Raw genomic sequence first — 23,043 nt, forward strand, 5'->3', positions numbered from 1 at the left:
TTCCCGCCGGGGCGGTCGCCGTACGCGTCGCGAAGGCGCCGACGTCCGCACGGCCGGCCCGGGGGCGCCGTTCTAGGGTGTCCGGGTGACAGAGCGCAGCAGACGGCCGATCGCCGTGTTCGACATCGACAACACCCTCGCCGGCACCGCGCACCGGCAGCGGTTCCTGGAGCGCGCTCCGAGGGACTGGGACGCGTTCTTCGCGGCCGCGCCGCACGATCCGCCGATCGCCGAGGGGATCGCGCTGGCCGTCGCGGCCGCCGAGGAGAGCGAGGTCGTCTACCTCACCGGGCGGCCCGAGCGCTGCCGGCGCGACACCCTGGACTGGCTCGCCGCCCATGGGCTGCCCGAGGGACGCCTGCACATGCGGCGCAACGCCGACCGCAGGCCCGCCCGGCACACCAAGCTGGAGGTCCTCGGCCGGCTCGCCGAGCGGCGCGAGGTCCGTGTCCTGGTCGATGACGACGACATGGTGTGCGACGCCGCCGAACGGGCCGGATTCACCGTCGTACGGGCCCGCTGGGCCGACCGCTCGGCGGTGCTGGAGCAGGCCCAGGAGGGGGAGGGGCGGTCCTGACGGCAGAGCCCTCAGCCCTCGTCCTCGATGCGGAATCCCACCTTCAGGCCTACTTGGTAGTGCTCGATCTGCCCGTTCTCGATCTGCCCCCTGACCTGGGTCACCTCGAACCAGTCGAGGTTGCGCAGGGTCTGGGCGGCGCGTGCGACACCGTTGCGGATGGCCTGGTCGATGCCCTCGTGCGAGGTGCCGACGATCTCGGTGACCCGGTAGGTGTGGTTCGTCATCGGGAAGCTCCTCTCGTCGTCACCCCACCGTGCCGCATCCTCAAGCGGAGCGCGAGGCGTCGGTTCCGGACGGCCCGCAGCCCTTGACCCTCGCATTGGTCCATACCAAAATCCCGTACACCCGTACGAGCCGCCGTGTTCGTTCCCCCACGCCGGGCCCCTTCGCCTGTCCGCCAGACAGAACAGGAACCGCCGTGAGACTTCGCCGACCGCTCGCTCTCGTCTGTGTGTCCGCCGCCCTGCTGAGCGCCTGTGGAGTGCTGCCGGGTCAGGGCGGCGGGCGGCACACGGTCACGGTGTGGCTGATGCGGAACAGCGCCTCGGCGGACTTCCTGCGCCGGTTCACCGCGGACTTCGAGCGCACCCACGAGGACATCCGGCTGGACATCCGCATCCAGGACTGGACCGGCATCGTGGACAAGGTGCGGGCGGCGCTGAAGAGCGACGCCGGCGACGCGCCCGACGTCATCGAGGTCGGCAACACCCAGGTACCGCAGTACGTCGAGGACGGCCGGCTCACCGATCTCACCCTGGAGTCGATGCGCGACTGGGGCAAGGAGCACTGGCTGCCCGGCCTCGCCGAGCCCGGCCGGGACGACTCCCGCCAGTACGGCATCCCCTGGTATGCCGCCAACAGGGTCGTCATCTACCGCAAGGACCTGTTCAGGAAGGCCGGGATCAGCACCCCGCCGAAGACCCGCGCCCAGTGGCTGGCCGACACCGGGAAGCTCGACTCCGGCGGCAGGCAGGGTATCTACCTCGCCGGTCAGGACTGGTACACGCTCTCCGGGTTCATCTGGGACGAGGGCGGCGACCTCGCCGAGGAGACGGACGCCGGCTGGCAGGGCACCCTCGGCAGCCCGGCCGCACTGCGCGGGATGGACTTCTACCGGCGGCTGCAGGCCCTCGGCAGGGGGCCCGTCGACGCCGACGAGGAACACCCGCCCCAGGCGCGGGTGTTCGCGGGCGGGCAGGTGGCGCAGATCGTCGCGGTGCCCGGCCTCGCCCAGTCCGTCGTGCAGGAGAACCCCCGGCTGAAGGACGAGATCGGGTACTTCCCGGTGCCGGGTCTCACCGCGGACCACCCCGGCGCCGTCTTCACCGGCGGTTCCGACCTCGTCGTACCGCAGAACACCGACCGGCCCTACGACGCGACCGCCGTCGTCGGCGCGCTGACCGGCGCCAAGTGGGACACCGAACTGGCCCGCACCATGAACTACGTGCCCAACAAGACCACGCTGGCCGGCGCGGTGGCCGGGGAGGAGGGGGTCGCCGCGATGGCGGCGGGTGCCGCGCGAGGGCGCGCGACCCCCCACACCCCGGACTGGCCGGCGGTGGAGGCCGACAACCCGGTCAAGGGCTACATGACCAAGGTGCTCGGCGGAGCGGACCCCGCGACCGAGGCCCGCCGCGCCTCCCGGCGGATCACCGAACTGCTCGCGCCGGACTTCGGGTGACCTGGCGCATGCGGTTCGGCGGCGCCCCGAAGGGGCGCGGGGCTGTAGCGAGGGTGCGGCTGCCGCCGCGTGGGCGCGACCGGCCACGACGGCGCCGCTGACGAACGACGGCGTGGCGCGGCACGTCCAGCGGGGCGCACGGCGGGTCGACTAGCGGGCGACGCTCAGGGAGAGCGCGAAGCGGCCCTGCGAGTCGGTCCACCAGTTGGTCAGCTCAAGTCGCGCGGCGGCCAGTTCGGCGGTCACGCCGTCCCGCCGGAACTTCGCCGACACCTCGGTGCGCAGTTCCTCGCCCACCGCGAAGTCCACCGCCAGATCGAGCGCGGGCACCTTCACGGTCTGCGCCACCCGGGAGCGCAGCCGCATCTCGATCCACTCGTTCTCCGCGTCCCACAGGGCGACATGGTCGAAGGCGCCCGGGTCGAAGTCGGCGCCCAGCTCCCGGTCGACGACGGCGAGGACGTTCTTGTTGAACTCGGCCGTCACCCCGGCCGCGTCGTCGTACGCCCGGACCAGGACCCCCTCGTCCTTGACCAGGTCGGTGCCGAGCAGCAGCGCGTCGCCGGGCGTCAGCAGCCCGCGCACCGACGCGAGGAACGCGGCCCGCTCGGCGGGCAGCAGGTTGCCGATCGTGCCGCCGAGGAACGCCAGCAGCCGGGGCCCCGGCGTTCCGGGCAGCTCGAGCCGGCCGGTGAAGTCGGCGATCAGGGCGTGCACGGACAGCCCCGGCCGCTCCGCGATGAGCGCCTGGCCGGCCTGTGTCAGCGCGCTCTCGCTGACGTCGACCGGGACGTACACCTCAAGTGCGGTGAGCGCGTCGATGAGCAGCCGGGTCTTCTCCGAGGAGCCCGAGCCCAGCTCCACCAGGGTGCGGGCGCCGCTCGCGGCCGCGATCTCGCCGGACCGGGCGCGCAGGATCTCCCGCTCGGCCCGGGTCGGGTAGTACTCCGGCAGCTCGGTGATCTGCTCGAACAGCTCGCTGCCCCGGGCGTCGTAGAACCACTTCGGCGGCAGCGTCTTGGGGGTGGCGGTGAGGCCGGTCAGGACATCGGCGCGCAGCGCGGCGTCCGTGGCGTCCTCGGGAAGGGTGCGGGTGACACGGAAGGGACTCACGTACAGGGCTCCTTCGGGAATGTGGGCGCCCCCGCCCGGACACAGCCGGGGACGGGGGACCGTGCCGGGTCCTCGACCGGGTTCGCGACGGGCTTGTCGACCGGGTTCTCCACCGGCGCGAGTGCGACGCCCGCGCGGCTCGCGGTGAGCAGCGTGCGGTCGGGGACCTCCCGCCAGCGCGGGTCGTCGTCGTACGGCTCGGAGGCGACGACGACGCGCCGGCCGGGTTCCGAGAGGTAGAAGAGGCTGTCGCCCCAGACGGTGGCGGCGATGGTCTCGCCGTCGGTGAGAAGCAGATTCAGCCGGGCTGAGGGCGCCGCCCCGGCCACCTGCTGAACCGTTTCGGCGAGGGCTGGGCCCGGTGCCGTGCCGGACCGCAGCCGGTCAAGGGCCAGCGCCCAGACGAACGCCGAGTCGGTGCGTGCCTCCATCGCGAGCAGGTCGGCCGGGGGCAGCAGCGGGACCAGCGGAGCCAGGCTCCGCGGCCAGCCGGGGACGGCCCCGTTGTGGCTGAACAGCCAGCGGCCCGCCGCGAACGGCGCCGCCGCGGCCTCCGCGTCCGCGCCCGCCAGGGTCGCGTCCCGTACGGCGGCCAGCAGCGCCCCGGTGCGCACCACCCGGGCCAGGTCGGCGAAGGACTGGTCGGCCCAGATCGGCCCCGCCCGCCGGTACCGGGCCGGCTGCGGATCCGCCGGGGCGTACCAGCCCACCCCGAAACCGTCCGCGTTGACCGTCCCGTACCGCTGCCGCCGGGGTGCCCACGACTGCCGGTAGAGGGAGTACTCGGGCTCCATGAGGAGCCGGCCGAGCGGCTCCTCGGGTCCCAGGCAGGCCAGATGACGGCACATCAGGCGGCCTCCGCCGAGCGGGCGGTGCGGAAGCCGGAGAAGATCTGCCGCCGGATCGGGTAGTCCCAGTTGCGGAACGTCCCCCGGCAGGCCACCTGGTCCACGGCGAACGAACCGCCGCGCAGCACCTTGTACTCGGAGCCGAAGAACACCTCCGAGTACTCCTTGTAAGGGAAGGCGGTGAAGCCGGGGTAGGGCAGGAAGTCGCTGGACGTCCACTCCCACACGTCGCCGATCAACTGCCGTACGCCCAGCGGGGACTCGCCCTGCGGATAGCTGCCCGCCGGGGCCGGGCGCAGATGCCGCTGGCCCAGGTTGGCGTGGTGGGGCGCCGGGTCGGCGTCGCCCCACGGGTAGCGCCGGGACCGGTTCTCGCCGGGGTGGTGCCGGGCGGCCTTCTCCCACTCGGCCTCGGTGGGCAGCCGGCGCCCGGCCCAGCGGGCGTAGGCGTCCGCTTCGTACCAGCACACGTGCAGGACGGGCTCATCGGGCGGCACGACCTCGGTGACCCCGAACCGGCGGCGCAGCCACTGGCCGCCCTCCCGGTGCCAGAACTGCGGCGCGCGGACGGCGTGCCGCCGGATGTGCGCCCAGCCCTCCGGCGTCCACCAGCGCTCGGTCTCGTAGCCGCCGTCCGCCATGAACTCCAGGTACCGGCCGTTCGTCACCGGGGTGGTGTCGATCCAGTAGGACGCCACCTCCCGCCGGTGCGCGGGGCGTTCGTTGTCCAGCGCCCAGGGCTCGGTGGAGGTGCCCATGGTGAACGGGCCGCCGGGAACGAGGACTTCGGCGGGGCCGGTGAACGGTGGCGCCGGGGCCGGGTCCGGGGCGGTCAGGGCCTGGGGGCCCTTGCGGAGCTGATGGGTGATCAGCATCGTCTCGTCGTGCTGCTGTTCGTGCTGCGCGATCATCCCGAAGGCGAAGCCCGCCTCGGTCAGCCGGCTGCCGCTGAACGCCGTGCTCTCCAGCAGGTCGAACGCCCGGCCGCGCACCTCGGCCGCGTACTGCCGGGCCTCGGCGGGCGGCAGCAGCGGCAGCGAGGGCCGCTCGGAGCGCGGATGCTCGAAGGCGTCGTAGAGGCTGTCGATCTCGGGGCGCATCGCCTCCCGGCCGCCGACGTTGCGCAGCAGCCAGAGCTCCTCCTGGTTGCCGATGTGCGCGAGGTCCCAGACCAGCGGGGACATCAGCGGGGAGTGCTGGGCGGTGAGGTCGGGCTCCGCCACGCAACTGGTCAGCAGCGTGGTGCGGTCGCGGGCGGTGGTCAGGGACTTCAGTGCCCGGTCCCGCAGGGTCTCGATATCGATGTCGACGTCGGTCTCGGTCATGCGCTGATGTCCTTCCCATGGTCGCGAGGGGCCGTGCCGCGCAGTCGGTCCAGCAGGTCGTCGGCCGGGCAGCGGCCCCGCAGCACGTACCGCTCCCGGTACGTCGCCACGGCGTCCATGACCTCGGGGGTCGCGCCGAGCCTCGGCAGGGCCTCCAGCGCCGCCGTGAAACAGACGACGGCGGCCTCGTGCAGCTCCGGGTCGCCGAGCCCGGAGCGGGCCGCGTCGAGCCACAGCGGGTTGTTCGGGGCGGGCCGCGGGCCCGCCCGCTCGGCCAGCGGTTTCACCGTCCGGTACGCGGTCTCGGCGGCCTCCGGGTCGTCGAACAGCGCCGCTGTCACCGCCAGCGGCACGATCCAGCCGTCGTCGCCGGGCTGTGCGTCGATCATCCGCAGCTCCAGATGACCGCGCGGCCGGACCGGCGGGAACAGCGTGGTCAGGTGGTACGCCAGGTCCGCGTGGGTGGGCGGCGCCGCCGACCGGGTCCAGGCCCGGAAGGTCAGGCCCTCGGGAACCTCCCAGGGGCCGCCGTCCCGCCGTATGCACATCACCGGTGCGTCCAGGACGTGCCGGGCCCAGGCGGTGCGCGGGTCGCCGTCCAGCGGGGGCGCGCCCGCCCGGCCGGCGCCGATCTCCGTCCACACCAGCTGCCGCGTGGAGACCCAGCCGGTGGGCCGGTGCCCGACCAGCGGGGAGTTGGCGAACGCCGCCACCAGCACCGGGCCCAGCTGGTGGGCCAGCCACCAGCGCCGGGTGTACCCGAGCGGGCCGGGCTCCTCGTGGCCGGCGTCCAGGCAGACCTGGACGGACGCCGAGGCGCACATCATGTGGCGCCCGGCCGGGCCGGTGCGGTCCAGGCACGTCTCCATCGCGTCATAGCGCGGCTCGCGCAGGAAGCGGCGGGGTGCGTGCCAGGGATCGTGACCGGCGCCCACGAGCTGGAGGTCCTGATCGGCGAGGACCTTGCGGACGGCGTCCAGGTCGGCGGAGACGGTGCCGGCGCACTCCGTCAGGGAGGCGGCGGGCGGCGAGCTGAGCTCCAGCTGGCCGCCGGGTTCGACGGTGAGCGTCGACCCCAGGGGCACCGTGCGCAGTGCGGCGTAGGCCGCTTCGAGTCGTTCGGATGTCACCGGGAGCTGCGGCTCGCGCAGCTCGTGGACCAGCCATTCCACTTCGACCCCGAGGGTGCGGGGCGGGCCGGTCTTGAAGCAGATGCCCTTGACCAGGGCCTCCACCTCCGCCTCGGTGACAGCGGTGCGGTCGTCCGAGAAATCGGTCTGCACCGAGCCGTCGGTACAGTGGCCGCCGCCGGATATCGAGTCGGACATGCAGGGATCCTCCTGAGATTCCACCATGCCGCCGCCCCGGCCGTGAACGCGTCGGGGACGGCAACGTCCGTTCCACCCAAGACCGTCGCGTCCGTTCGCACAAGGGCACCTCTACGGACGTCCTGGATCGGTAACCCCTCCTTCCTTGTGCGTTTCCGACCGTTTCAGGCCAAGGAAACTCCGTTGCGCGGCACCACCAGCATCGCCCAGGATGCGTGCATGAGCACGACGGGGGAGGCCGCGCGGGCCGCGGTCATGGCGTCCACGGGGGTGGCGCCATGAGCGCGCGCCTGCGCGGTATCGCCCGGCAGACCGAAGAGATCGTGGCGTCCGGGCGCTACCGCGCGCCCGACGGCCGCGAGGTCCTGTTGGCGGCCGGCATCGCGGCCGCGCGGGCGGGAACGCGGCTGCACGGCCCGGACCCGGTTCCGGTCCCGTCCGTCCCGGACCTGGACACCGTCTTCGAGGTCACCGCCGAGAGCAGCCTGGAGGCGGCCCGCCGCCTCGCCGCCGCCCCGGTGGCCGTCCTGAACTTCGCCTCGGCCCGCAATCCGGGCGGCGGCTATCTGAACGGCGCCCAGGCGCAGGAGGAGGCCCTGTGCCGCGCCTCCGCCCTGTACACGTGCCTGCGCGAGGCGCCCGGGTACTACGACCACCACCGAGCCCACCGCGACCCCTTCTACACGGACCGCGTGATCCACTCACCGGCCGTCCCGGTCTTCCGCGACGACCGCGGCGCGCTGCTCGCCGAGCCCTGGCGGGCGGGGTTCCTGACCGCCGCCGCGCCCAACGCGGGCGTGATCCGCCGTACGGCCCCGGAGCGGGCCGGTGAACTGCCGGACGCCCTCGCCGTACGCGCCGAACGGGTCCTGGAGGTGGCCGCCGCGCACGGCTACCGGCGGCTGGTTCTCGGCGCCTGGGGCTGCGGGGTGTTCCAGAACGACCCCGCGCAGGTGGCGGGCGCCTTCCGGGAACTCCTGGGCCCCGGCGGACGGTTCGCACGAACCTTCGAACACGTGGTGTTCGGCGTCCTCGACCGCACGCCGGGTTCCGTGGTCCGGGCCGCCTTCGGCGAGACGTTCCGGACCGTGGGCGTCCAGGGAGTCAGTTCCAGCCGTAACGCTCCTGCAGCCGGTGGCGTACGAGGTTGAAGCGGCCCCGGTCGAGGGCGCAGGCCTCGCGGCGCATGCCGTCCTCGTGCAGGCGCAGGACGCGGTCCACGTTCACCCAGGAGTCGCGGCCGGTGCGGTCCCAGGGGCCGCCGCCTATCGCCACCCACTCACGGTCGTTGTCGTGCCGCTTGCTGGACAACTGGACGGCGAGCAGGGTGCCGGCCGGCTCCCTGGCGACGACCAGTACCGGCCGGTCCTTGCCCCGCCCGTCGTTCTCCTCGAAGGGCACCCAGGTCCAGACGATCTCACCGGGGTCGGGGTCGCCGTCGTGGGCGGGGGAGTACTCGGTTCGCACCTTGCCGACCTCGTGCGGGTCGGCCTCGGCGGTCGCGGTGGGGCCGTACCGGCCGGGGATGCTCTCGTCGTCGATAAACGCAGTCACGAGGGCACCCTAAGGGGCCTCAGCCTGCGACGTCAGGCCGGGTGCCGGTGCGGTGCAGCTCCGCCTCGATCAACTCGGCGGTGACGTCGGGGCGTTCGATGTGCGGAAGGTGACCGGCCCCGGGGATCGGCTCGAACCGGCCCTGCGGGAAGGCCTTCGCGTAGGCCGCGCCGTACGCGGGCGTGACGATCCGGTCGCTCTCGCCCCAGATCACCAGCGCGGGCTGCCGCACCCGCCCGAGCCGGGGCAACAGCTTCGGGTCGGTCATCCGGCCGCCGTCGGTGAGCAGCCGCATGGTCGCCATGTTGGCCTGGCGGCGGGCGAGTTCGGCGGCGGTCAGGGTGGCCGGGTCGACGTAGAAGCGGTCCGGGTCGTGCCAGGAGTGCTCGGCCGCGGCGCGCGGGTCCAGCGCGAAGAAGTCGGTGACCGGTTCGCCCTCGATGTCCGCGCCGACCGCGTTGACCAGGACCAGGCCGGTGATCAGCCCCGCCGTGTCGCGTACGGCCATCTCGGCGGCGAGCTGGCCGCCGAGCGAGGAGCCGATGACCAGGACGTCGCTCCACTCACTGTCCTGGAGCAGGTGGAGGTACGCGACGGCGAGATCGTCGACGCTCGTCAGCCACTCGGGGCGGGGCGTGCCGTCCCAGCCGGGGTGGACCGGGGCGATGGTGTGGGCCGACTCGGCCAGGCGGGCGGCGAGTCCGGCGACCGTCGCGGGCCCGCCGCCGCCGTGCAGGATGAGCACCGGGCGGCCGGAACCGGCCTCGGTCAGTGAGAGGGGAAGGTCGGGATACACGTGGGCGATGCGGTTCGTCGTCATGCCGCCCAACCTAACTAAGGATGTTTATTTAAACAAGCTTAGTCATCGGTTACAGTGGAGCCATGCACGATGACCTGCAAGTTCTCGGAAGAGCGGTGAAACAGGCCCAGTACCGGCAGCACCGGGCGATGGACAGCGCGCTCGCGGCCGTCGGCACCACCCTCGCGCAGTGGGACGCGCTGCGCGCCATCGACCGGTCGCCGGGCGCCTCGGCGCGCGAGCTGGCCGCGGCCACCTTCCAGAGCGAGCAGGCCTTCGGCACGCTGGTGGGCCGGCTGGTCGCGCAGGGCCTGGTGGAACGGCAGCCGGGCCATGGGCGACGGATCCGGCACCACCTCACCCCCGACGGCAAGCGGACGCTGGCGGCCGGGCACGGTGTGGCCGGCGAGGTGCTGGCCGACTGCTTCGCCGGCCTGTCGGCGGCGGAACGGGCGACGCTGCTGGAGCTGCTGCAGCGGCTCAACGCGCAGGGGTGACCAGGGGAATGCCCCCGGCACGGCCGGGGGCACCCCTGTCCCTCGCTCGTTCTTCGCTCGTCTCCTCGGTCGTTCCCTCCCCGGCGGCTCTCGGCTGCTACTCGGCGTCCTGCTCCACCGGCACCTTCTGCGACTTCGCGCCCGCCGTGCCCCCGTGGAGGACCGGCGAAGTCGCGGCCGGGGGCTGCCCGTTCTGGTTCATCGACGCGAGGAGCTGGCGGGCGAGACCGAGCCCCGTGCCGCCCATCGTCAGCGCCTTGGCGAACAACTCGGCCATGCCGTCGGCGCCGTTGAGCAGCACCATGTTGTCGACGTTGCCGAAGGCGGAGGCGCCGGCCTTGACGATCTCCGGCCAGTTCTCGGCGAGTTGCTGGGCGACCACCGCCTCCTGGTTCTCCGCGAGGGCCGCGGCGCGCGCCTTGATCGCCTCCGCCTCCGCGAGACCCTTGGCCCGGACCGCCTCGGCGTCCGCCAGCCCCCTGGCCTGCGCGGCGGCCGCCTCGGCCTCACCGGTGGCCCGGGTCGCCGCCGCGCCGGCCGCGCCCCGGGACTTGGTCGCCTCGGCGTCGGCACCCGCGGCCGCCTTGACCCGGGTCGCCTCGGCCGCGGCCGCCAGCTCCGTCTCCTTCGCCTTGGCCTGGGCCGCCGAGATACGCGCGTCACGCTCGGCCTCGGCCAGCGTCCGCTTCTCGTAGGCCTTGGCGTCGGCCGGCTTGCGGACGTCCGCCTGGAGTTGCTGCTCGCGCCGGTGCGCCTCCAACTCGGCGACCCGCGTCTCCTGGACCACGACCTCCTGCCGGGCGGCCGCGTCGGCGAGCGGACCGGCCTGACGGGCCTGGGCCGCCGCCTTGTCCCGCTCGGCCTGGTAGCCGGCCTGGAGGATCTCGCTGTCCCGGGTGGCCTCCGCCATCCGGGCGAACGACTGCTGCTCCGCCTCGGTGGCGAGACGGTTCGCCTCCGCCTGCGCGATCCGCGCGTCGCGCTGGACGGCGGCCGCGTGCGGCATCGCCAGGTTCTGGATGTACCCGGTCGGGTCCTCGATCTCATGGATCTGCAGGGAGTCCACGATGAGCCCCAGCTTCTCCATCTCCGTGCCGCAGGCGGCCCGGGTCTGCCCGGTGAGTTTGTCCCGGTCGCGGATCATGTCCTCGACCGTCAACCCGCCCACGATGGACCGCAGATGACCCGCGAACACGTTGTGCACCCGCTCGGACATCATCTTCTGCTGGTCCAGGAAGCGGCGGGCCGCGTTGGCGATCGACACGAAGTCGTCGCCCACCTTGAAGATGACCACCCCCCGCACCTTCAGCGGAATGCCCTGCTGGGTCACGCAGTCCACCGACAACTCGGTCTCGTTCAGGTCGAGGGAGAGCTTGCGCACCGCCTGCACGCCCGGCAGCACCAGCGTGCCGCGCCCCGTGACGATGCGGAACCCCATGCCTTCCTCAAGACCCTCGGTCCGATGATTCGAACCGGAGATGACGAGCGCCTCGTTCGGCTCGGCGACCCGCCACATCATCTTGAACACACCGATCAACACGAGAACGGCGAGAACCGCCGCCCCCGCGACGACGCCGACGACCATCGGCATACGCCCCCCTTTGCATGGTGCCCTTTCGGCACCGAACGAAGGGAGTGTGCGCCCGCGTGAGCGCCGGGTGAAGACGCCTGCGATTCCTTGTTGCAATCTTGACGCATACCCCCCTCACCTGGGGGTTCGCCCGCTCAACTGTCGTAGGCGGGAGTGACGTAGACGGTCCGCGGCGGCAGGTACTCGACCACCATCACGACCGTGCCCCGCTCGAACCGCCCGGTGCCGTCGGCGGCGTACGCGAGGAAGTGCTCGGCACCGCCGCGGACCCGGACGATGACCTCGCCGACGAGCCCGGGCCCGACCGTTCCGGTGACCCGTCCCATGAGCCCGACCATCGACGCATCGTCCATGGTCAGAGGGTACGGTCAGGTCAAGCGAGAGGAAAGCCGCCTGCGCCCCGGCGGCCGACTCGCGGCCCAAGGCGTCCGCTTCGGTGAGGGCTGCAGTGGCGCGCGATCCGGGAGGCGTTGGGGGAGCCCTGGGCGGCCTCGACCCGCGCGAGACATGCCTCGACCAGTGACGGGATGTCATGTCGCCTTCGGCCAGGGCCCGTACGGACTCGGCAGGGCTCGCGGGAACGGTCGTACGGCGTGCGGGGACCCACTTCGGGGCACGGCGTTCACCGGAGCGTGCCGTCCGCCGGGCACGGCACCGGACAGGTTTCGCACAGCCGGCGTCCAGCCGGGCCCCAGTCCCGCTCAAACCATTGACGTGAACCTGCCGCGACTTCTACTTTCTGCACGACTTCTCGAACTCAGTTCGAAATACCGGACGCACCGTCATGTCCGCGTCTGCACGAGCCCCGGAGAGCCGCCGTGACCACACATCCCCCCGCCCCGTCCCGTCGCACCCTGCTGCGCGCACTGGCAGCCCTGCCCGTGACGGCCCTGGCCCTGGGCGAACTGCCCGGCCTGCTCGGCGCGGCCGAGGCCGCCGCCCCCGCCGGCGGCTACGCCACCCGCTACACCATCGTGCCGTTCCTCAACAGCGACGACGGCACGGTGAACGTCTACCAGTCCGACGACGCCACGGACTTCCGGCTCCTGCAGTCCTCGGCCTACACCCCGCCCGCCAACCGCATCCGCGACGCGAGCGTCTTCAAGCACACGGACGGCTACTACTACATCACCTACACCACCCACACCTGGCAGGACCCGAGCCCCACCATCGGCTTCGCCCGCAGCGCCGACCGGGTCAACTGGACCTTCCTGTACGACTACCCGGTCCCGATCGCGAACCTCTCCCGCGCCTGGGCGCCGGAGTGGTTCGTGGACAGCGACGCCGGCGTCAACGTGATCGTGTCCTGCTCGACGACGGACGACGAGTGGATCTTCACCCCGTACGTCCTGACCGCGACCGACTCGGCCCTCACGGCGTGGACAGCGCCGGCCGCCCTGTCCGGCATCGGCTCGAACCACATCGACACGTACATCGTGAAGGCCGGCTCGACTTACCACGCGTTCACGAAGAACGAGACGGCGAAGTACATCGAGTACGCCACGGCCACCAGCCTCAAGGGCCCCTACACGATCTCCAGGACCGGCGACTGGGCGGGCTGGGGCAGCTACCGCGAGGGCCCCTGCGTGATCCAGCTCGACAACGGCGGCTGGCGGATCTTCTTCGACGGCTACGGCGACGGCAACTACTACTACAGCGACAGCTACGACACGTTCGCCACCTGGACCGCCCCCACGGCCCTGCCCACCCTCTCCGGCACGGCCCGCCACTTCACGGTCATCAAGGAGACGGTGACCGGCGGCGCGTCCCTGACCAAGAACGCGACCCGCTCCTTCCGGTCGGTCAACTACCCGACGAGGTACTGGCAGGAGGTGTCCTCTCTCCTTGACCTCCCCGTGGTGACCGGCTCCAGCGCCACCGCCGACAAGCAGGCGGCCACCTTCACGGTGGTCGCGGGCCTGGCCGACGCGGGCGGCTGCTCCTTCCGCGACGCCGACGGCAACTACCTGCGCCACTACGACTTCCGGGGGCGCTTCGACGCGAACGACGGCACGACGGCCTTCGCCGAGGACGCCACCTTCATCGCCCGCACAGGCACGGCCACCGGCTCGGTCCGCTTCGAGTCGTACAACTACCCCGGTCACTACCTGCGCCACTACAACTACCAACTCCGCGTGGACATCTCGGACGGCACCGACCTGTTCCGGCAGGACAGCTCGTTCCTTCCGGTGACGTCCTGGGCCTGACCTGCACCGCTGCTGACCTGCGCGGATGGTCCGGAGCGGGGCCCGGCGAGGACCAGAGCACTCGCCGGGTCTCGGCGCCGAGGCGTGGTGCGGTCACTGTGGGTGCGGACCGCTCACCGGCGGACGGCGCAGGGCCCGGCGGTGCGGCAGGCGGGTGATGGTGCTGAACCGTGCCGCGCGGCGGCGCAGATGCCGGTGGCCGAGAGCGGGTTCGGGGCGCGTGGGCGGCCGTGCGGTCCGGTAGAAGATCCGTTTGCCGATCTCGACGAGGAGGAGGTAGACGACGACCATGGCGGCCACCGCGGCGAAGAAGGCGGTCGGCAGGGGCTGGAAGCCGAGGACATGCGCCAGGGGAGTGGCCGGCAGGGCGGCGCCGACGGCGACGACTCCCAGCGCGGTCAGTGTCAGAGGCAAGCTGGAGCGGCTGCGCCAGAACGGTGAGCGGCGGGTGCGGATGGCGAAGATCACCAGGGTCTGGGTGGCGAGGGACTCCACGAACCAGCCGGTGTGGAACTGGGCGGCGTCGGCGTGGAAGACGCCCAGCATCACGGCGAAGGTGACGAAGTCGAACAGGGAGCTGATCGGCCCGAAGCAGATCATGAAGCGCCGGATGAAGGCGATGTCCCAGTGCGCGGGGCGGCGTACCTGCTCCTCGTCGACGTCGTCGGTGGGGATGGCGAGCTGGCTGGAGTCGTAGAGAAGGTTGTTGAGCAGGATCTGGGAGGGCAGCATCGGCAGGAAGGGCAGGAACAGTGAGGCTCCGGCCGCACTGAACATGTTGCCGAAATTGCTGGACGTGCCCATCAGGACGTACTTGATGGTGTTGGCGAAGATCCGCCGTCCCTCGGCGACCCCGTCCGCCAGGACGTCGAGGTCCTTTTCCAGCAGGATGACATCGGCGGCGTCCTTGGCCACGTCGGTGGCCGAGTCCACGGAGATGCCCACGTCGGCGGCGTGCAGCGCGAGCGCGTCGTTGACGCCGTCGCCGAGGAAGGCGACATCGCCGCCGGTCCTGCGCTGGATCCGCACGATGCGGGCCTTGTGCTCGGGGCTGACCCGGGCGAAGACGGTGGTGTCGCGGATCGCGCGGGTGAGCCGTTCGTCGTCCATGGCGTCGAGGTCGGTCCCGGTGAGCACGGCGGCGTCGGTCAGCCCCAGGTCGTGGCAGACCTTGGCGGCGACCGTGGGGTTGTCCCCGGTCACGATCTTCGTCGTGATGCCGAGTGCGTCCAGGCGCTTCAGTGCCTCGGCCGCGTCGGGCTTGGGCGGGTCGAGGAAGACCAGCAGACCGGTCAGGCGCAGGCCGCGCTCGTCGGAGGCACTGGGTGCGGTGGCCGGGTGGGCGGGCCGGGTCGCCACCGCGACGACTCGGTTCCCGGCGGCGAACTCCGCGTCCAGCGCCTCGCGCATCGGCTCGGGCACCTCCGTGCAGCGTTCCAGCACCGCCTCCGGAGCGCCCTTCGTGATGAGCAGGGTGTCACCGGCGAGATCGGTGACGGTGACGGAGACCATCCGCCGCTCATGGTCGAAGGGCAGGACGCCGGTCCGCTTCCAGCCGCTGAGCAGCGGGTGCTGGGCGGCGGCGGCCGGTGAGTCCCACAGGGCGTCGTCGAGCGGGTTTCCGCCCACCGGGCGGCCTTGGCCGTCCACGTTCGCCTCGGTGCACAGCAACCCCCGGAGCAGCACTTCCTCCGCCGAGGTGCCGGTGACGGGCAGGGCCCGCATGAAGTCGATGCGGCCCTGGGTGAGGGTCCCGGTCTTGTCGGTGAACAGCACGTCGACATCGCCGAGGTCCTCGATGCACACCAGCCGCTTGACCAGCACCTTGCGCCGGCTCATCCGCCGGGCGCCGGCGGCGAGGCTGGTGGAGACGACCGCGGGCAGCAGTTGCGGGGTGATGCCGACCGCGATGGCGAGGGAGAACAGCAGGGCGTCGATCAGCGGCTTGTGCAGTGCGACGTTGATGATGAAGATCGACGTGGTCAGTGCCCCGGCGACGTAGACCAGGAGCATGGAGAAGCGGCGCAGTCCCACCTGGAACTCGGTCTCCAGCTGGTGTCCGCTCAGGCCGGCGGCGATCTTCCCGAACTCGGCTTCGGCGCCGGTGGCGATCACCACACCGCGGCCGCTTCCGGAATGCACCACGGTGCCCATCAGCGCGCAGCCGGACAGGTCCGCCAGAGCCGTGCCGGCCGGCACGACAGCGGTGTCCTTCGCGACCGGCAACGACTCACCGGTCAGCACCGATTCGCCGCACTCCAGTCCCGAGGTCGCGAGCAGCCGCACATCCGCGGGCACGATGTCGCCGAGCCGCAGTTCGACCACATCACCGGGGACCAGTGCGGTGACCTCCACCTCCTGGGGTTGCCCGTCGCGCAGTACGACCGCCTGGTGCCGGATCTTCGCGTGCAGCGACTGGGCGGTCTTCTCCGCCCGGAACTCGTTGACGAAACCAAGGCCGACCGAGAGCGTCACGATCACCGCGATGATCACGGCGTCGCCGCGCTCCCCGACGAAGTACGACACGACGGCCGCGGCAAGCAGCAGGCCGAGGAGCGGCGACCGCAGCTGATGCCACAGCACCAGCCACGCCCGGGCCCGGTGCGAGTGGACGGCGTTCGGGCCCCAGCGCTTCAGCCGTTCCGCCGCCTCCTGCGACGACAGGCCGCCTTCCGACGCCTGGAGATCACGGAGCACCTGCGCGGTGGGCAGGGCGGCCGCAGCGACGGCACGCCCCCCGGTCACCGGCCTCTCCCCGACAGCGGTCACCATCAGCGACCACCGCCCGGGCGTCTGCTCTCCCACACAGGCGAACACGCGGGCACCGGGGCAGGCGGACGTCCGGCAGTGCTGAGCGGACGGGGGGACGGTTCCGTACACGGATTACTCGGCAGCGATCTCACCGTCCCACCTTCACCCTTCGCCGCTCAGCTCCCCATGGGCCTTCCGGCCCTGTCTTCGGGACCTGCTGCCCACCGTGCGGCGCGCGTCCCCGCGTGCGGCGCCGGGCCGGCCCGAGGACGTCATGCTCCCCTTCGGGCGACCTGGTACTCGACTCCGTGCGCTGCGGGGACCGGAGTCCCACACCCCTTCTCGCCTTTCCGGTCCGGGAGACCCGGTGCACCGCTGCACCCTGCAGACCGCGGTGATCGGAGCCCGCCATCCCGGTGGCCCGACGGCGAGGCGGGACGCCGGGATCCCACCCTGGCCGTGGCGCCGGCGGCTCCGGATGTGAGGCTGGGGGAAGCGGAGGGGAGGCGCGGGGCATCGACACCGTGAGTGCCGCAGCAGAGCTGTCCGTGATGCGCGTGCTGCTCCGCCGGGCGCGGGATCTCCTGCCGGACGCGGGTGCCGTCGACGGGGCCGGACGCCCCTCGCCGGCGCACCGGCTCCAGGCGCGGTCACTGCTCACCGAGTCCTGTGCCGGGCAGCGCCGCGGGGCCGAGGAAGTGGCAGATCTGCAGGGCGAGGGCGATGTCCATGCGGTCGTGCGCCGCGGTGAGTCCGGGGGAGTCGAGCACCTTGCTCACGCGGTACTTGACGGTGTTGCGGTGCACGTTGAGCAGTTCGGCGGCCTTGCCGTAGTTCTCGCCGGTACTGAAGAAGGCGTGGAGAGTGCGCCTGAGCTCGGCGGCGTGGTCGTCGTCGCCGGCCAGCGGGCCCAGCACCTCGCGCACCCATCGCCGGGTCGAGTCCATGTCCTTGGCCAGGAGGGAGACGACGGCCACGCCCTGGTCTCCGAAGCTCACCACGGGGTGGGCGGGGCCGACGGAGGCGAGGGCCACGTCCCTGGCCGACTGGGCCTGTTCGCGTGAGCGCCGGAAGCCCGCGAGACCGTGGGCGGGCAGGCCGAGGGCGAGCCGGCAGTCCTTGGCGAGGCCGGCGGTGAGTTCGCGGATCTCCTCGACGTCGAGAGCGGGCTGTCTGGACCCGAACGGCAGCCAGGCCCAGGCCATGCTGCGGTCGATGGCGGTGACGAGCGGCTGGCCGGTGCCGCGGCAGCGGGCGGCGAGGCCGAGGACGAAGCGCTCGAGCCTGCGCGGCTCCTCCGGCTCGGGCGCCTCGGAGGTGCTCCAGACCACCATCCCCACATGGAACTGGTCGAGGCGGTAGCCCGTCTCCTGCTCGAACACGGAGATGTTGACGGGCTGCCCGGCGACGATCTTGTGGATCAGGGAGGAGCGCAGGTTCCCGCGGGAGCTGATCCAGCGCCTCTTCTCCTTCTCGTACGTGTCGAGGACGTAGAGGGAGATCCAGTCGATGTAGCGGTAGAGCACGTTCGAGATGTGATGCAGGACGTCCAGCCGCAGCTCCGCGGAGCACTCCAGGCGCCGGACCTCGGTGAAGCACGCCTCGATGAATTCGTTCTGGCCCATGTGGTAGGCGCGGACGAGCGAGTGCGCGGGGATGTCGCGCTGAGCGAGGCGCAGGGCGTACTCGGTGGCGGCGGTGGTCGGCTGCAGATGTTCTATCGGGATGCGGTTGGCGAGGACGTGGATGATCGTCTTCACGTTCGCGTCGACGCTGGCCTGGAGCATCTCGACGAGGTGCCGGTCCTCGTCGAGATGACTGATCTCGCGGGCCATCAGCCGGCTCATGGCGCGGGCGATCTCCGGCTCGCGGTCGTTGAGCCGCCGGGCCGTCTCGGCCACCAGGCGCAGGATGCCGTCGTCCGTGGTGGGTGTCATCAGCCGAGTCCTTCCCGTGCGCCCGCCGATCGTATCTCCGCAGGTCCGGCGGGGGAGGTCCGCCGGCCGGGGCGTCCGGCCGGCGTGGTCACCGCGCCATGTGGCGCAGCGCGGCCCGGGCCGCGTGCACGCCGCACATGCCGTGCGCGCCCGGCCCCGGCGGGGTGGCCGCCGAGCAGAGATAGTGGCCGGGCAGCCCCGTGTAGTACGGATCGAGGGTGGGGCGGGGGCCGAACACCAGCTGGGGGACGGTCTTGGCGCCGGTCATGATGTCCCCGCCGACATAGTTGGGGTTGTACGCGGCGAAGGCGGACGTGGTGCGTACCGCGCGACCCACGATGCGGTCCCGGAAGCCGGGGGCGAACCCCTCGATCCGGTCGGTGATCGCCTCGGTGGCGTCGCCGGTGTAGCCGTGCGGAACGTGCGCGTACGTCCACACGGGGTGGATGTCGCCGACGGAGCGCTGTGGGTCGGCCAGGTACTGCTGTCCCACCAGGACGAACGGCCGCTCGGGCAGCCGCCCCGCGTTGATCTCCCGCTCTCCCGCGGCCACCTCGGCGAAGGTGCCGCCGAGGTGCACGGTCCCCGCTCGCCGTGCCGCCTCGGCGGTCCAGGGCACCCCGCCCTGCACGGCGAAGTCGACCTTGAAGGCGCCGGGGCCGTGCCGGAACCGGCGGTAGGCCCGGACGACCGACGGTGGCAGCCGGTCGCCGAGGATGCCGGCCACGGCGCCGGGCGCAAGGTCGTACAACGTCACATCCGCGGGCGGGAGCTGGGAGTACGACCGGATCCGCACCCCCGTCTCGACCGTGCCGCCGAGATCGGTGAGCAGCGTGGCCAGCGCCCGGGTGATCGCCCCTGAGCCCCCGGCAGCGACCGCCCAGCCGTGCCGGTGCCCCGCCGTCAGGATGCCCAGACCGATGCTGGAGCTGAGCGGATGGTGCAGTGGCCGGAAGGCGTGTGCCGCCACCCCGCCCCACAGCGCCCGCGCCTGCCGGGTGGCGAACGCACGGGCCAGGACCGTGGCCGGGAGCAGCGCGGGGATCCCGAAGCGGGCCAGCCGCAGCGGGTGGTGCGGGAGGCGCAGCAGCGGGCCCATGATGTCCTCGGCCAGTTCGTCGTACGACGCCACCGGTTCCTCCAGCAGCCGCCGCCAGCGTGCGCCGTCCGCGCCGCCCAGCCCGGCCGCGGTCGCGGCGACGGAGCGGTACAGGACGCCGGCGGTGCCGTCGTCGAGCGGGTGGACGCAGTCGATGTCGGGCCACCGCCACTCCAGTCCGTATCTGCCCAGGTTCAGGCCGGTCAGGAAGGACGAGCCCACGGCCATGGGGTGGATGGCCGAGCAGTGGTCGTGGAGGAGACCGGGCAGGATCGCCTCGCCGCTGCGGGCGCCACCGCCCACCTCGTCGGCGGCCTCGATGACGGTGACACGCACGTTCTCCCGGGCCAGGAGGACGGCGGCGGCGAGTCCGTTGGGCCCGCCGCCCACCACCACGGCCGTACTCACGCCGGCGTCCTCACATCCGAGCCGGTACCGTCGGCCACCTGCCGCGCCGACCAGGTGACCTGGTACGGGATCGGCCCGTCCGGCAGCCACGGCTGCGCCTTCACCGCGTCGGCGACCCGCCAGGTGCCGCGTTCGATCACGCCGAGGGCCGCGTCGATGACCTTGTAGTGCTGGACGCCGGAGTGGATGGCCTGCGACTCGACCCACACGACGATCCACTCGCCGGGCGCGAAGCCGATCCGGCTCTGCACGGCGTTGATCAGGTCCTCGTTGTGCAGGTGGCCGTCGCCGAAGTTGAACCCGATCAGCGAGTTGCAGCCGAATTCCGCTTCGCGGACCGTCCAGCGGTCGAGGTCCGGGACGTGGTCGACGAGGAGAGAGAACAGACCCCGGCCCTGGCTGTGCATGGACCGCCAGGCGATGGTCTGCTGCATGGTGATCTCCGCGACCGGGGCCGGGTAGCCCATCGCCTGCAACTGGTCGACCTGGTTCGATGTCGGCCGGTGCGGGAGGGAGTTGAGCTTCGCCTCGGCGCCCGGCGCGAAGGCCCACAGGGCCGAGGCCCAGTTGCCGGCGTACTGGCGCAGGGAGGGCAGGAAGGAGACGAGGTCCGGGCGGAGGTTGCCGAGGACGGGGAAGAAGGCCAGACCCGCTGCCACCGCTGCCGCGAGCCAGGGTGACGACATGTCACTCACCGCGTAGCCGTTCCAGGCGGGGTGGCCCCAGAACAGGAAGACCGTGGCGTAGGCGAACAGCAGGTTCCACTCCAGCGGCACGGCGAGCGGGAAGGTGGAGATGATGAACAGGTGGAAGAGGACCATCAGCCCCACGGCCGCCAGTGTCACCGGCCGGCTGGTGGAGAACAGCAGCACCAGCGGGGTGACGACCTCCACGAACGTGCCGCCCACGTGCGCCATGGCGCCGGCCACCGTCGAGGGGCGGATGTCGCGCGGGAAGTCCCGGTACTGGGCGCGCTTGAACCACTTGGCGGGCATCGCCGGGGAGTTGGACACCATCGGCGCGACGACGTGGGAGAAGTGCAGGCCCAGCTTCGACACACCCGCGCCGACCCAGACGATTACGATCAGCAGCTTCAGCGCGACGATCAGGTCGGTGAGGGGCAGAACCGCGAAGAACAGCAGCGCGGGCAGGTACTGCTCCCCTCGGGCGGCCAGGAAGACCGTCTTGTCCCGCAGCCCGCACAGCACCAGCAGGACCATGACCACAACCAGCAGCGCCGGGTCCACCAGGTCCGACGAATCGCCTGGCAGGGCGATCGCGACGGCCAGGCAGCCGAGCAGGGCGAGATACAGCACGACGTCGAGAACGGTCCGGGTGTCGCCGTTCGTGAACGGCACCCGGCGCCACGGCCGCAGCCGGATCGTCCCGGGCCGCGCCCAGAACAGGATGCCCCCGGTCATCGGCTTGAACTTCCCGGCGATCGGCCCCCAGGACCCGGCCAGGCCGACCGCCTCCAGGAGTACGGTCCACAGCACCAGCTTCTCGTACACGATCGGAACGTTCCACCAGTGCGCGACGTCCCAGAACGGTCCGGCCCCCGAGCTGGCGGTGGCCGCGGCGGTACCACCGACGACGTAGAGGACGAGGAGCTTCACGACGTACGTCGTGTGGATCATCTTGGGCGTGCCGAAGCCGTACTCGACCCAGTGGAGCGCGAGTGTCTTCGTCCGCTCAAGGAGGGGCTTGCGGAGAAAGGACTCCGGGTCGACGGGCGGGAAATCACCGGTTCTGAACCCCATGGTGCGGCTCCTTTGCGGCAGGGGGTACCGTCCGCCCGGCGACTGTCACGGGGCGGTGGAAGGGGGACGGGGTCCCTCAGCGGGCGGCGGTGCCCTGCTGGAGGGACTTCCGGAGGGCGGGCTTGTCGATCTTCCCGACCGGGTTCTTCGGCAGAGCGTCCGGCAGCCGGATCTCCACCGGCAGCTTGATCTTGGTGAGGTGCTGCCGGCAGTGGCCGAGCAGGTCGCCGGCGGACACGGCGGTGCCGGGGTAGGTGACGACATAGGCGACGGGGACCTCGCCGTAGACCAGGTCCGGCGCGCCGACCACCGCGGCCTCCAGGACCGCCGGATGGCTGTACAGCACGGACTCGATCTCCTTGGGGTAGAGGTTCTCCCCGCCCCTGATGATCATGTCCTTCACCCGGTCGACGAGGGTCAGGTAGCCGTCGTCGTCGACATGTCCCACGTCGCCGGTGCGCAGCCAGCCGTCGACGAGGACGGCGGCGGTCTCGTCGGGGCGGCGCAGGTAACCGCGCATGACGTTCGGGCCGCGCACGACGACCTCGCCGGTGGCACCGGCCGGCAGAAGGTCCCCCCGCGCCGAGACCACGCCGATCTCCTGGCCGGGCAGCGGCGGCCCGACCGTGCCCGGCCTGCGCCGGCCGTCGACGGGATTGCAGGTCGAGGCGCAGGTGCCCTCGGTCAGCCCGTATCCCTCGACGATGAGGAAGCCGAAGCGTTCCTCGCACCGCTCCAGCAGTTCCTTCGACGCCGGAGCCGCTCCGCAGATCGCGAACCGGAGCGAGGAGGTGTCGGGCGCCACATCAGCGGGCAGTTCCGCGAGCCGGGCATAGATGGTCGGTACGGCGGCGAAATAGGTCGGCCGGTGCCGCTCCACCGCCTCCAGGAACGGCAGCGGCGCGAAGCGCTCCAGGACGGTGAGCTGCCCGCCGGCCAGCAGGGAGGACAGGAAGCTCACGCAGATCGCGTTGACGTGGAACAGCGGCAGGACCAGCAGACAGTGATCGGCCTCGGTCAGCTTCAGATGCCCCGCCAGCATGGCTGTCATCGCCTGCAGATGGGCATGGTCGAGCATCACACCCTTGGGCCGGCCGGTGGAGCCGCTGGTGTAGATGAGCAGGGCCAGGTCCTGCGGGCGCACCTCGCGATCGGGCAGCCCGCCGCAGGGCTCCGCCCGCAGCACGTCGACGGGAATGGACGGCAGCCCGGCAGTCGGCGCGTCCGGCCCCGCGGTGACGACGAGCACCGCGTCCGCGTCCCGCAGCTGGTACGTCGCCTCGGTGGCGGTCAGTACGGGGTTGACGGGCGTCACGGCCGCGCCGAGCCGCCAGGCCGCGAGCAGCACAAGCAGCAACTCCACCCGGTTGGGCAGCATGACCGCGACGACGTCGCCCTCGCCGACCCCGTGCCCGGCCAACTGCTCCGCCACCGCTTCGGCGCGGTGTGCGACATCCGCGTACGACAGCTCGTGCCGTGCGTCGCGCAGACAGGACCGGGACATCACCGAGTCCGGCCGCCCCCAGGGCAGATATCCAAGGCCAACGCTCACCAGATCTCCTCGA

19 protein-coding genes are annotated in these 23,043 nt (G+C 72.0%); 5 read left to right on the plus strand and 14 right to left on the minus strand.

All coding sequences use genetic code 11. The annotated features are described in order from the left end of the window. Window positions 1-85: 85 nt before the first annotated feature. Window positions 86-577, plus strand: coding sequence for a phosphatase domain-containing protein (locus LQ326_RS03520; protein ID WP_234532252.1), 492 nt, complete (start codon window positions 86-88; stop codon window positions 575-577). A gap of 11 nt (window positions 578-588) precedes the next feature. On the opposite strand, the gene LQ326_RS03525 is transcribed toward LQ326_RS03520, so the two are convergent. After that, on the minus strand, window positions 589-804 hold the full coding sequence (locus tag LQ326_RS03525; protein ID WP_234532253.1) for a dodecin: 216 nt from the start codon (window positions 802-804) through the stop codon (window positions 589-591). 194 nt (window positions 805-998) lie between these two features. Here LQ326_RS03525 and LQ326_RS03530 point away from each other — a divergent pair, with 194 nt between their 5' ends. Further along, window positions 999-2,261, plus strand: a complete 1,263-nt coding sequence (locus tag LQ326_RS03530; RefSeq protein WP_234532254.1) for an extracellular solute-binding protein — start codon at window positions 999-1,001, stop codon at window positions 2,259-2,261. Between the two features lie 150 nt (window positions 2,262-2,411). On the opposite strand, the gene egtD is transcribed toward LQ326_RS03530, so the two are convergent. The 4 genes from egtD to egtA are packed head-to-tail and all read right to left on the minus strand — an operon-like array spanning window position 2,412 to window position 6,875. Then, window positions 2,412-3,374, minus strand: a complete 963-nt coding sequence (gene egtD, locus LQ326_RS03535) for an L-histidine N(alpha)-methyltransferase (protein WP_234532255.1) — start codon at window positions 3,372-3,374, stop codon at window positions 2,412-2,414. Continuing rightward, complete coding sequence (gene egtC, locus LQ326_RS03540; protein ID WP_234532256.1) at window positions 3,371-4,222, minus strand: ergothioneine biosynthesis protein EgtC; 852 nt, start codon at window positions 4,220-4,222, stop codon at window positions 3,371-3,373. The genes egtD and egtC overlap by 4 nt, the downstream gene beginning before the upstream one ends. Further along, window positions 4,222-5,547: an ergothioneine biosynthesis protein EgtB gene (gene egtB, locus LQ326_RS03545; RefSeq protein WP_234532257.1), complete on the minus strand. Its 1,326-nt coding sequence runs from the start codon at window positions 5,545-5,547 to the stop codon at window positions 4,222-4,224. Before egtB ends, egtC begins: the two co-directional genes overlap by 1 nt. Beyond that, window positions 5,544-6,875 carry an ergothioneine biosynthesis glutamate--cysteine ligase EgtA gene (gene egtA, locus LQ326_RS03550; RefSeq protein WP_234532268.1) on the minus strand — a complete coding sequence of 444 codons (1,332 nt, stop codon included), beginning with the start codon at window positions 6,873-6,875 and terminating at the stop codon, window positions 5,544-5,546. Before egtA ends, egtB begins: the two co-directional genes overlap by 4 nt. 278 nt (window positions 6,876-7,153) lie before the next feature. Between egtA and LQ326_RS03555 the strand changes: the two genes are divergently transcribed. Further along, a complete protein-coding gene (locus LQ326_RS03555) occupies window positions 7,154-8,026 on the plus strand; it encodes a TIGR02452 family protein (RefSeq protein ID WP_234532270.1) in 873 nt (290 codons plus the stop codon). Here LQ326_RS03555 and LQ326_RS03560 read toward each other — a convergent pair. Beyond that, complete coding sequence (locus LQ326_RS03560) at window positions 7,980-8,429, minus strand: type II toxin-antitoxin system PemK/MazF family toxin (protein WP_234532272.1); 450 nt, start codon at window positions 8,427-8,429, stop codon at window positions 7,980-7,982. The two genes, LQ326_RS03555 and LQ326_RS03560, sit on opposite strands and share 47 nt — an antisense overlap. Window positions 8,430-8,448: 19 nt before the next feature. After that, window positions 8,449-9,249, minus strand: a complete 801-nt coding sequence (locus tag LQ326_RS03565; RefSeq protein WP_234532274.1) for an alpha/beta fold hydrolase — start codon at window positions 9,247-9,249, stop codon at window positions 8,449-8,451. Window positions 9,250-9,311: 62 nt separating this feature from the next. Here LQ326_RS03565 and LQ326_RS03570 point away from each other — a divergent pair, with 62 nt between their 5' ends. Beyond that, the gene (locus LQ326_RS03570) at window positions 9,312-9,725 is read left to right on the plus strand and encodes a MarR family winged helix-turn-helix transcriptional regulator (protein ID WP_234532276.1); all 414 of its coding nucleotides are present in this window, start codon (window positions 9,312-9,314) and stop codon (window positions 9,723-9,725) included. Window positions 9,726-9,822: 97 nt separating this feature from the next. On the opposite strand, the gene LQ326_RS03575 is transcribed toward LQ326_RS03570, so the two are convergent. Together LQ326_RS03575 and LQ326_RS03580 are read right to left on the minus strand one after the other, a co-directional pair. Next, the gene (locus tag LQ326_RS03575) at window positions 9,823-11,316 is read right to left on the minus strand and encodes a flotillin family protein (RefSeq protein WP_234532278.1); all 1,494 of its coding nucleotides are present in this window, start codon (window positions 11,314-11,316) and stop codon (window positions 9,823-9,825) included. A gap of 134 nt (window positions 11,317-11,450) precedes the next feature. Continuing rightward, on the minus strand, window positions 11,451-11,669 hold the full coding sequence (locus LQ326_RS03580; protein ID WP_206306337.1) for an NfeD C-terminal domain-containing protein: 219 nt from the start codon (window positions 11,667-11,669) through the stop codon (window positions 11,451-11,453). Between the two features lie 465 nt (window positions 11,670-12,134). Between LQ326_RS03580 and LQ326_RS03585 the strand changes: the two genes are divergently transcribed. Next, window positions 12,135-13,523, plus strand: coding sequence for a glycoside hydrolase family 43 protein (locus LQ326_RS03585; protein WP_234532280.1), 1,389 nt, complete (start codon window positions 12,135-12,137; stop codon window positions 13,521-13,523). Between the two features lie 93 nt (window positions 13,524-13,616). Here the strand turns inward: LQ326_RS03585 and mgtA are convergent, their stop codons facing one another. The 5 genes from mgtA to LQ326_RS03610 all read right to left on the minus strand — a co-directional run bounded on the left by mgtA (window position 13,617) and on the right by LQ326_RS03610 (window position 23,030). Continuing rightward, window positions 13,617-16,268, minus strand: coding sequence for a magnesium-translocating P-type ATPase (gene mgtA / locus LQ326_RS03590; RefSeq protein WP_234532282.1), 2,652 nt, complete (start codon window positions 16,266-16,268; stop codon window positions 13,617-13,619). Between the two features lie 656 nt (window positions 16,269-16,924). Beyond that, the gene (locus LQ326_RS03595; RefSeq protein WP_234532283.1) at window positions 16,925-18,211 is read right to left on the minus strand and encodes a PucR family transcriptional regulator; all 1,287 of its coding nucleotides are present in this window, start codon (window positions 18,209-18,211) and stop codon (window positions 16,925-16,927) included. 88 nt (window positions 18,212-18,299) lie between these two features. Then, entirely contained in the window at window positions 18,300-19,718 is a 1,419-nt protein-coding gene (locus LQ326_RS03600; RefSeq protein ID WP_234532285.1) for a phytoene desaturase family protein, read from the minus strand. Continuing rightward, complete coding sequence (locus LQ326_RS03605) at window positions 19,715-21,478, minus strand: DUF3556 domain-containing protein (protein WP_234532287.1); 1,764 nt, start codon at window positions 21,476-21,478, stop codon at window positions 19,715-19,717. Before LQ326_RS03605 ends, LQ326_RS03600 begins: the two co-directional genes overlap by 4 nt. A 76-nt stretch (window positions 21,479-21,554) precedes the next feature. Then, window positions 21,555-23,030 carry a class I adenylate-forming enzyme family protein gene (locus LQ326_RS03610; RefSeq protein ID WP_234532289.1) on the minus strand — a complete coding sequence of 492 codons (1,476 nt, stop codon included), beginning with the start codon at window positions 23,028-23,030 and terminating at the stop codon, window positions 21,555-21,557. Between the last annotated feature and the right edge of the window lie 13 nt (window positions 23,031-23,043).

Origin of the sequence: Streptomyces shenzhenensis (assembly GCF_021462265.1) — a bacterium.
In the GTDB taxonomy this organism is placed as follows: domain Bacteria; phylum Actinomycetota; class Actinomycetes; order Streptomycetales; family Streptomycetaceae; genus Streptomyces; species Streptomyces shenzhenensis.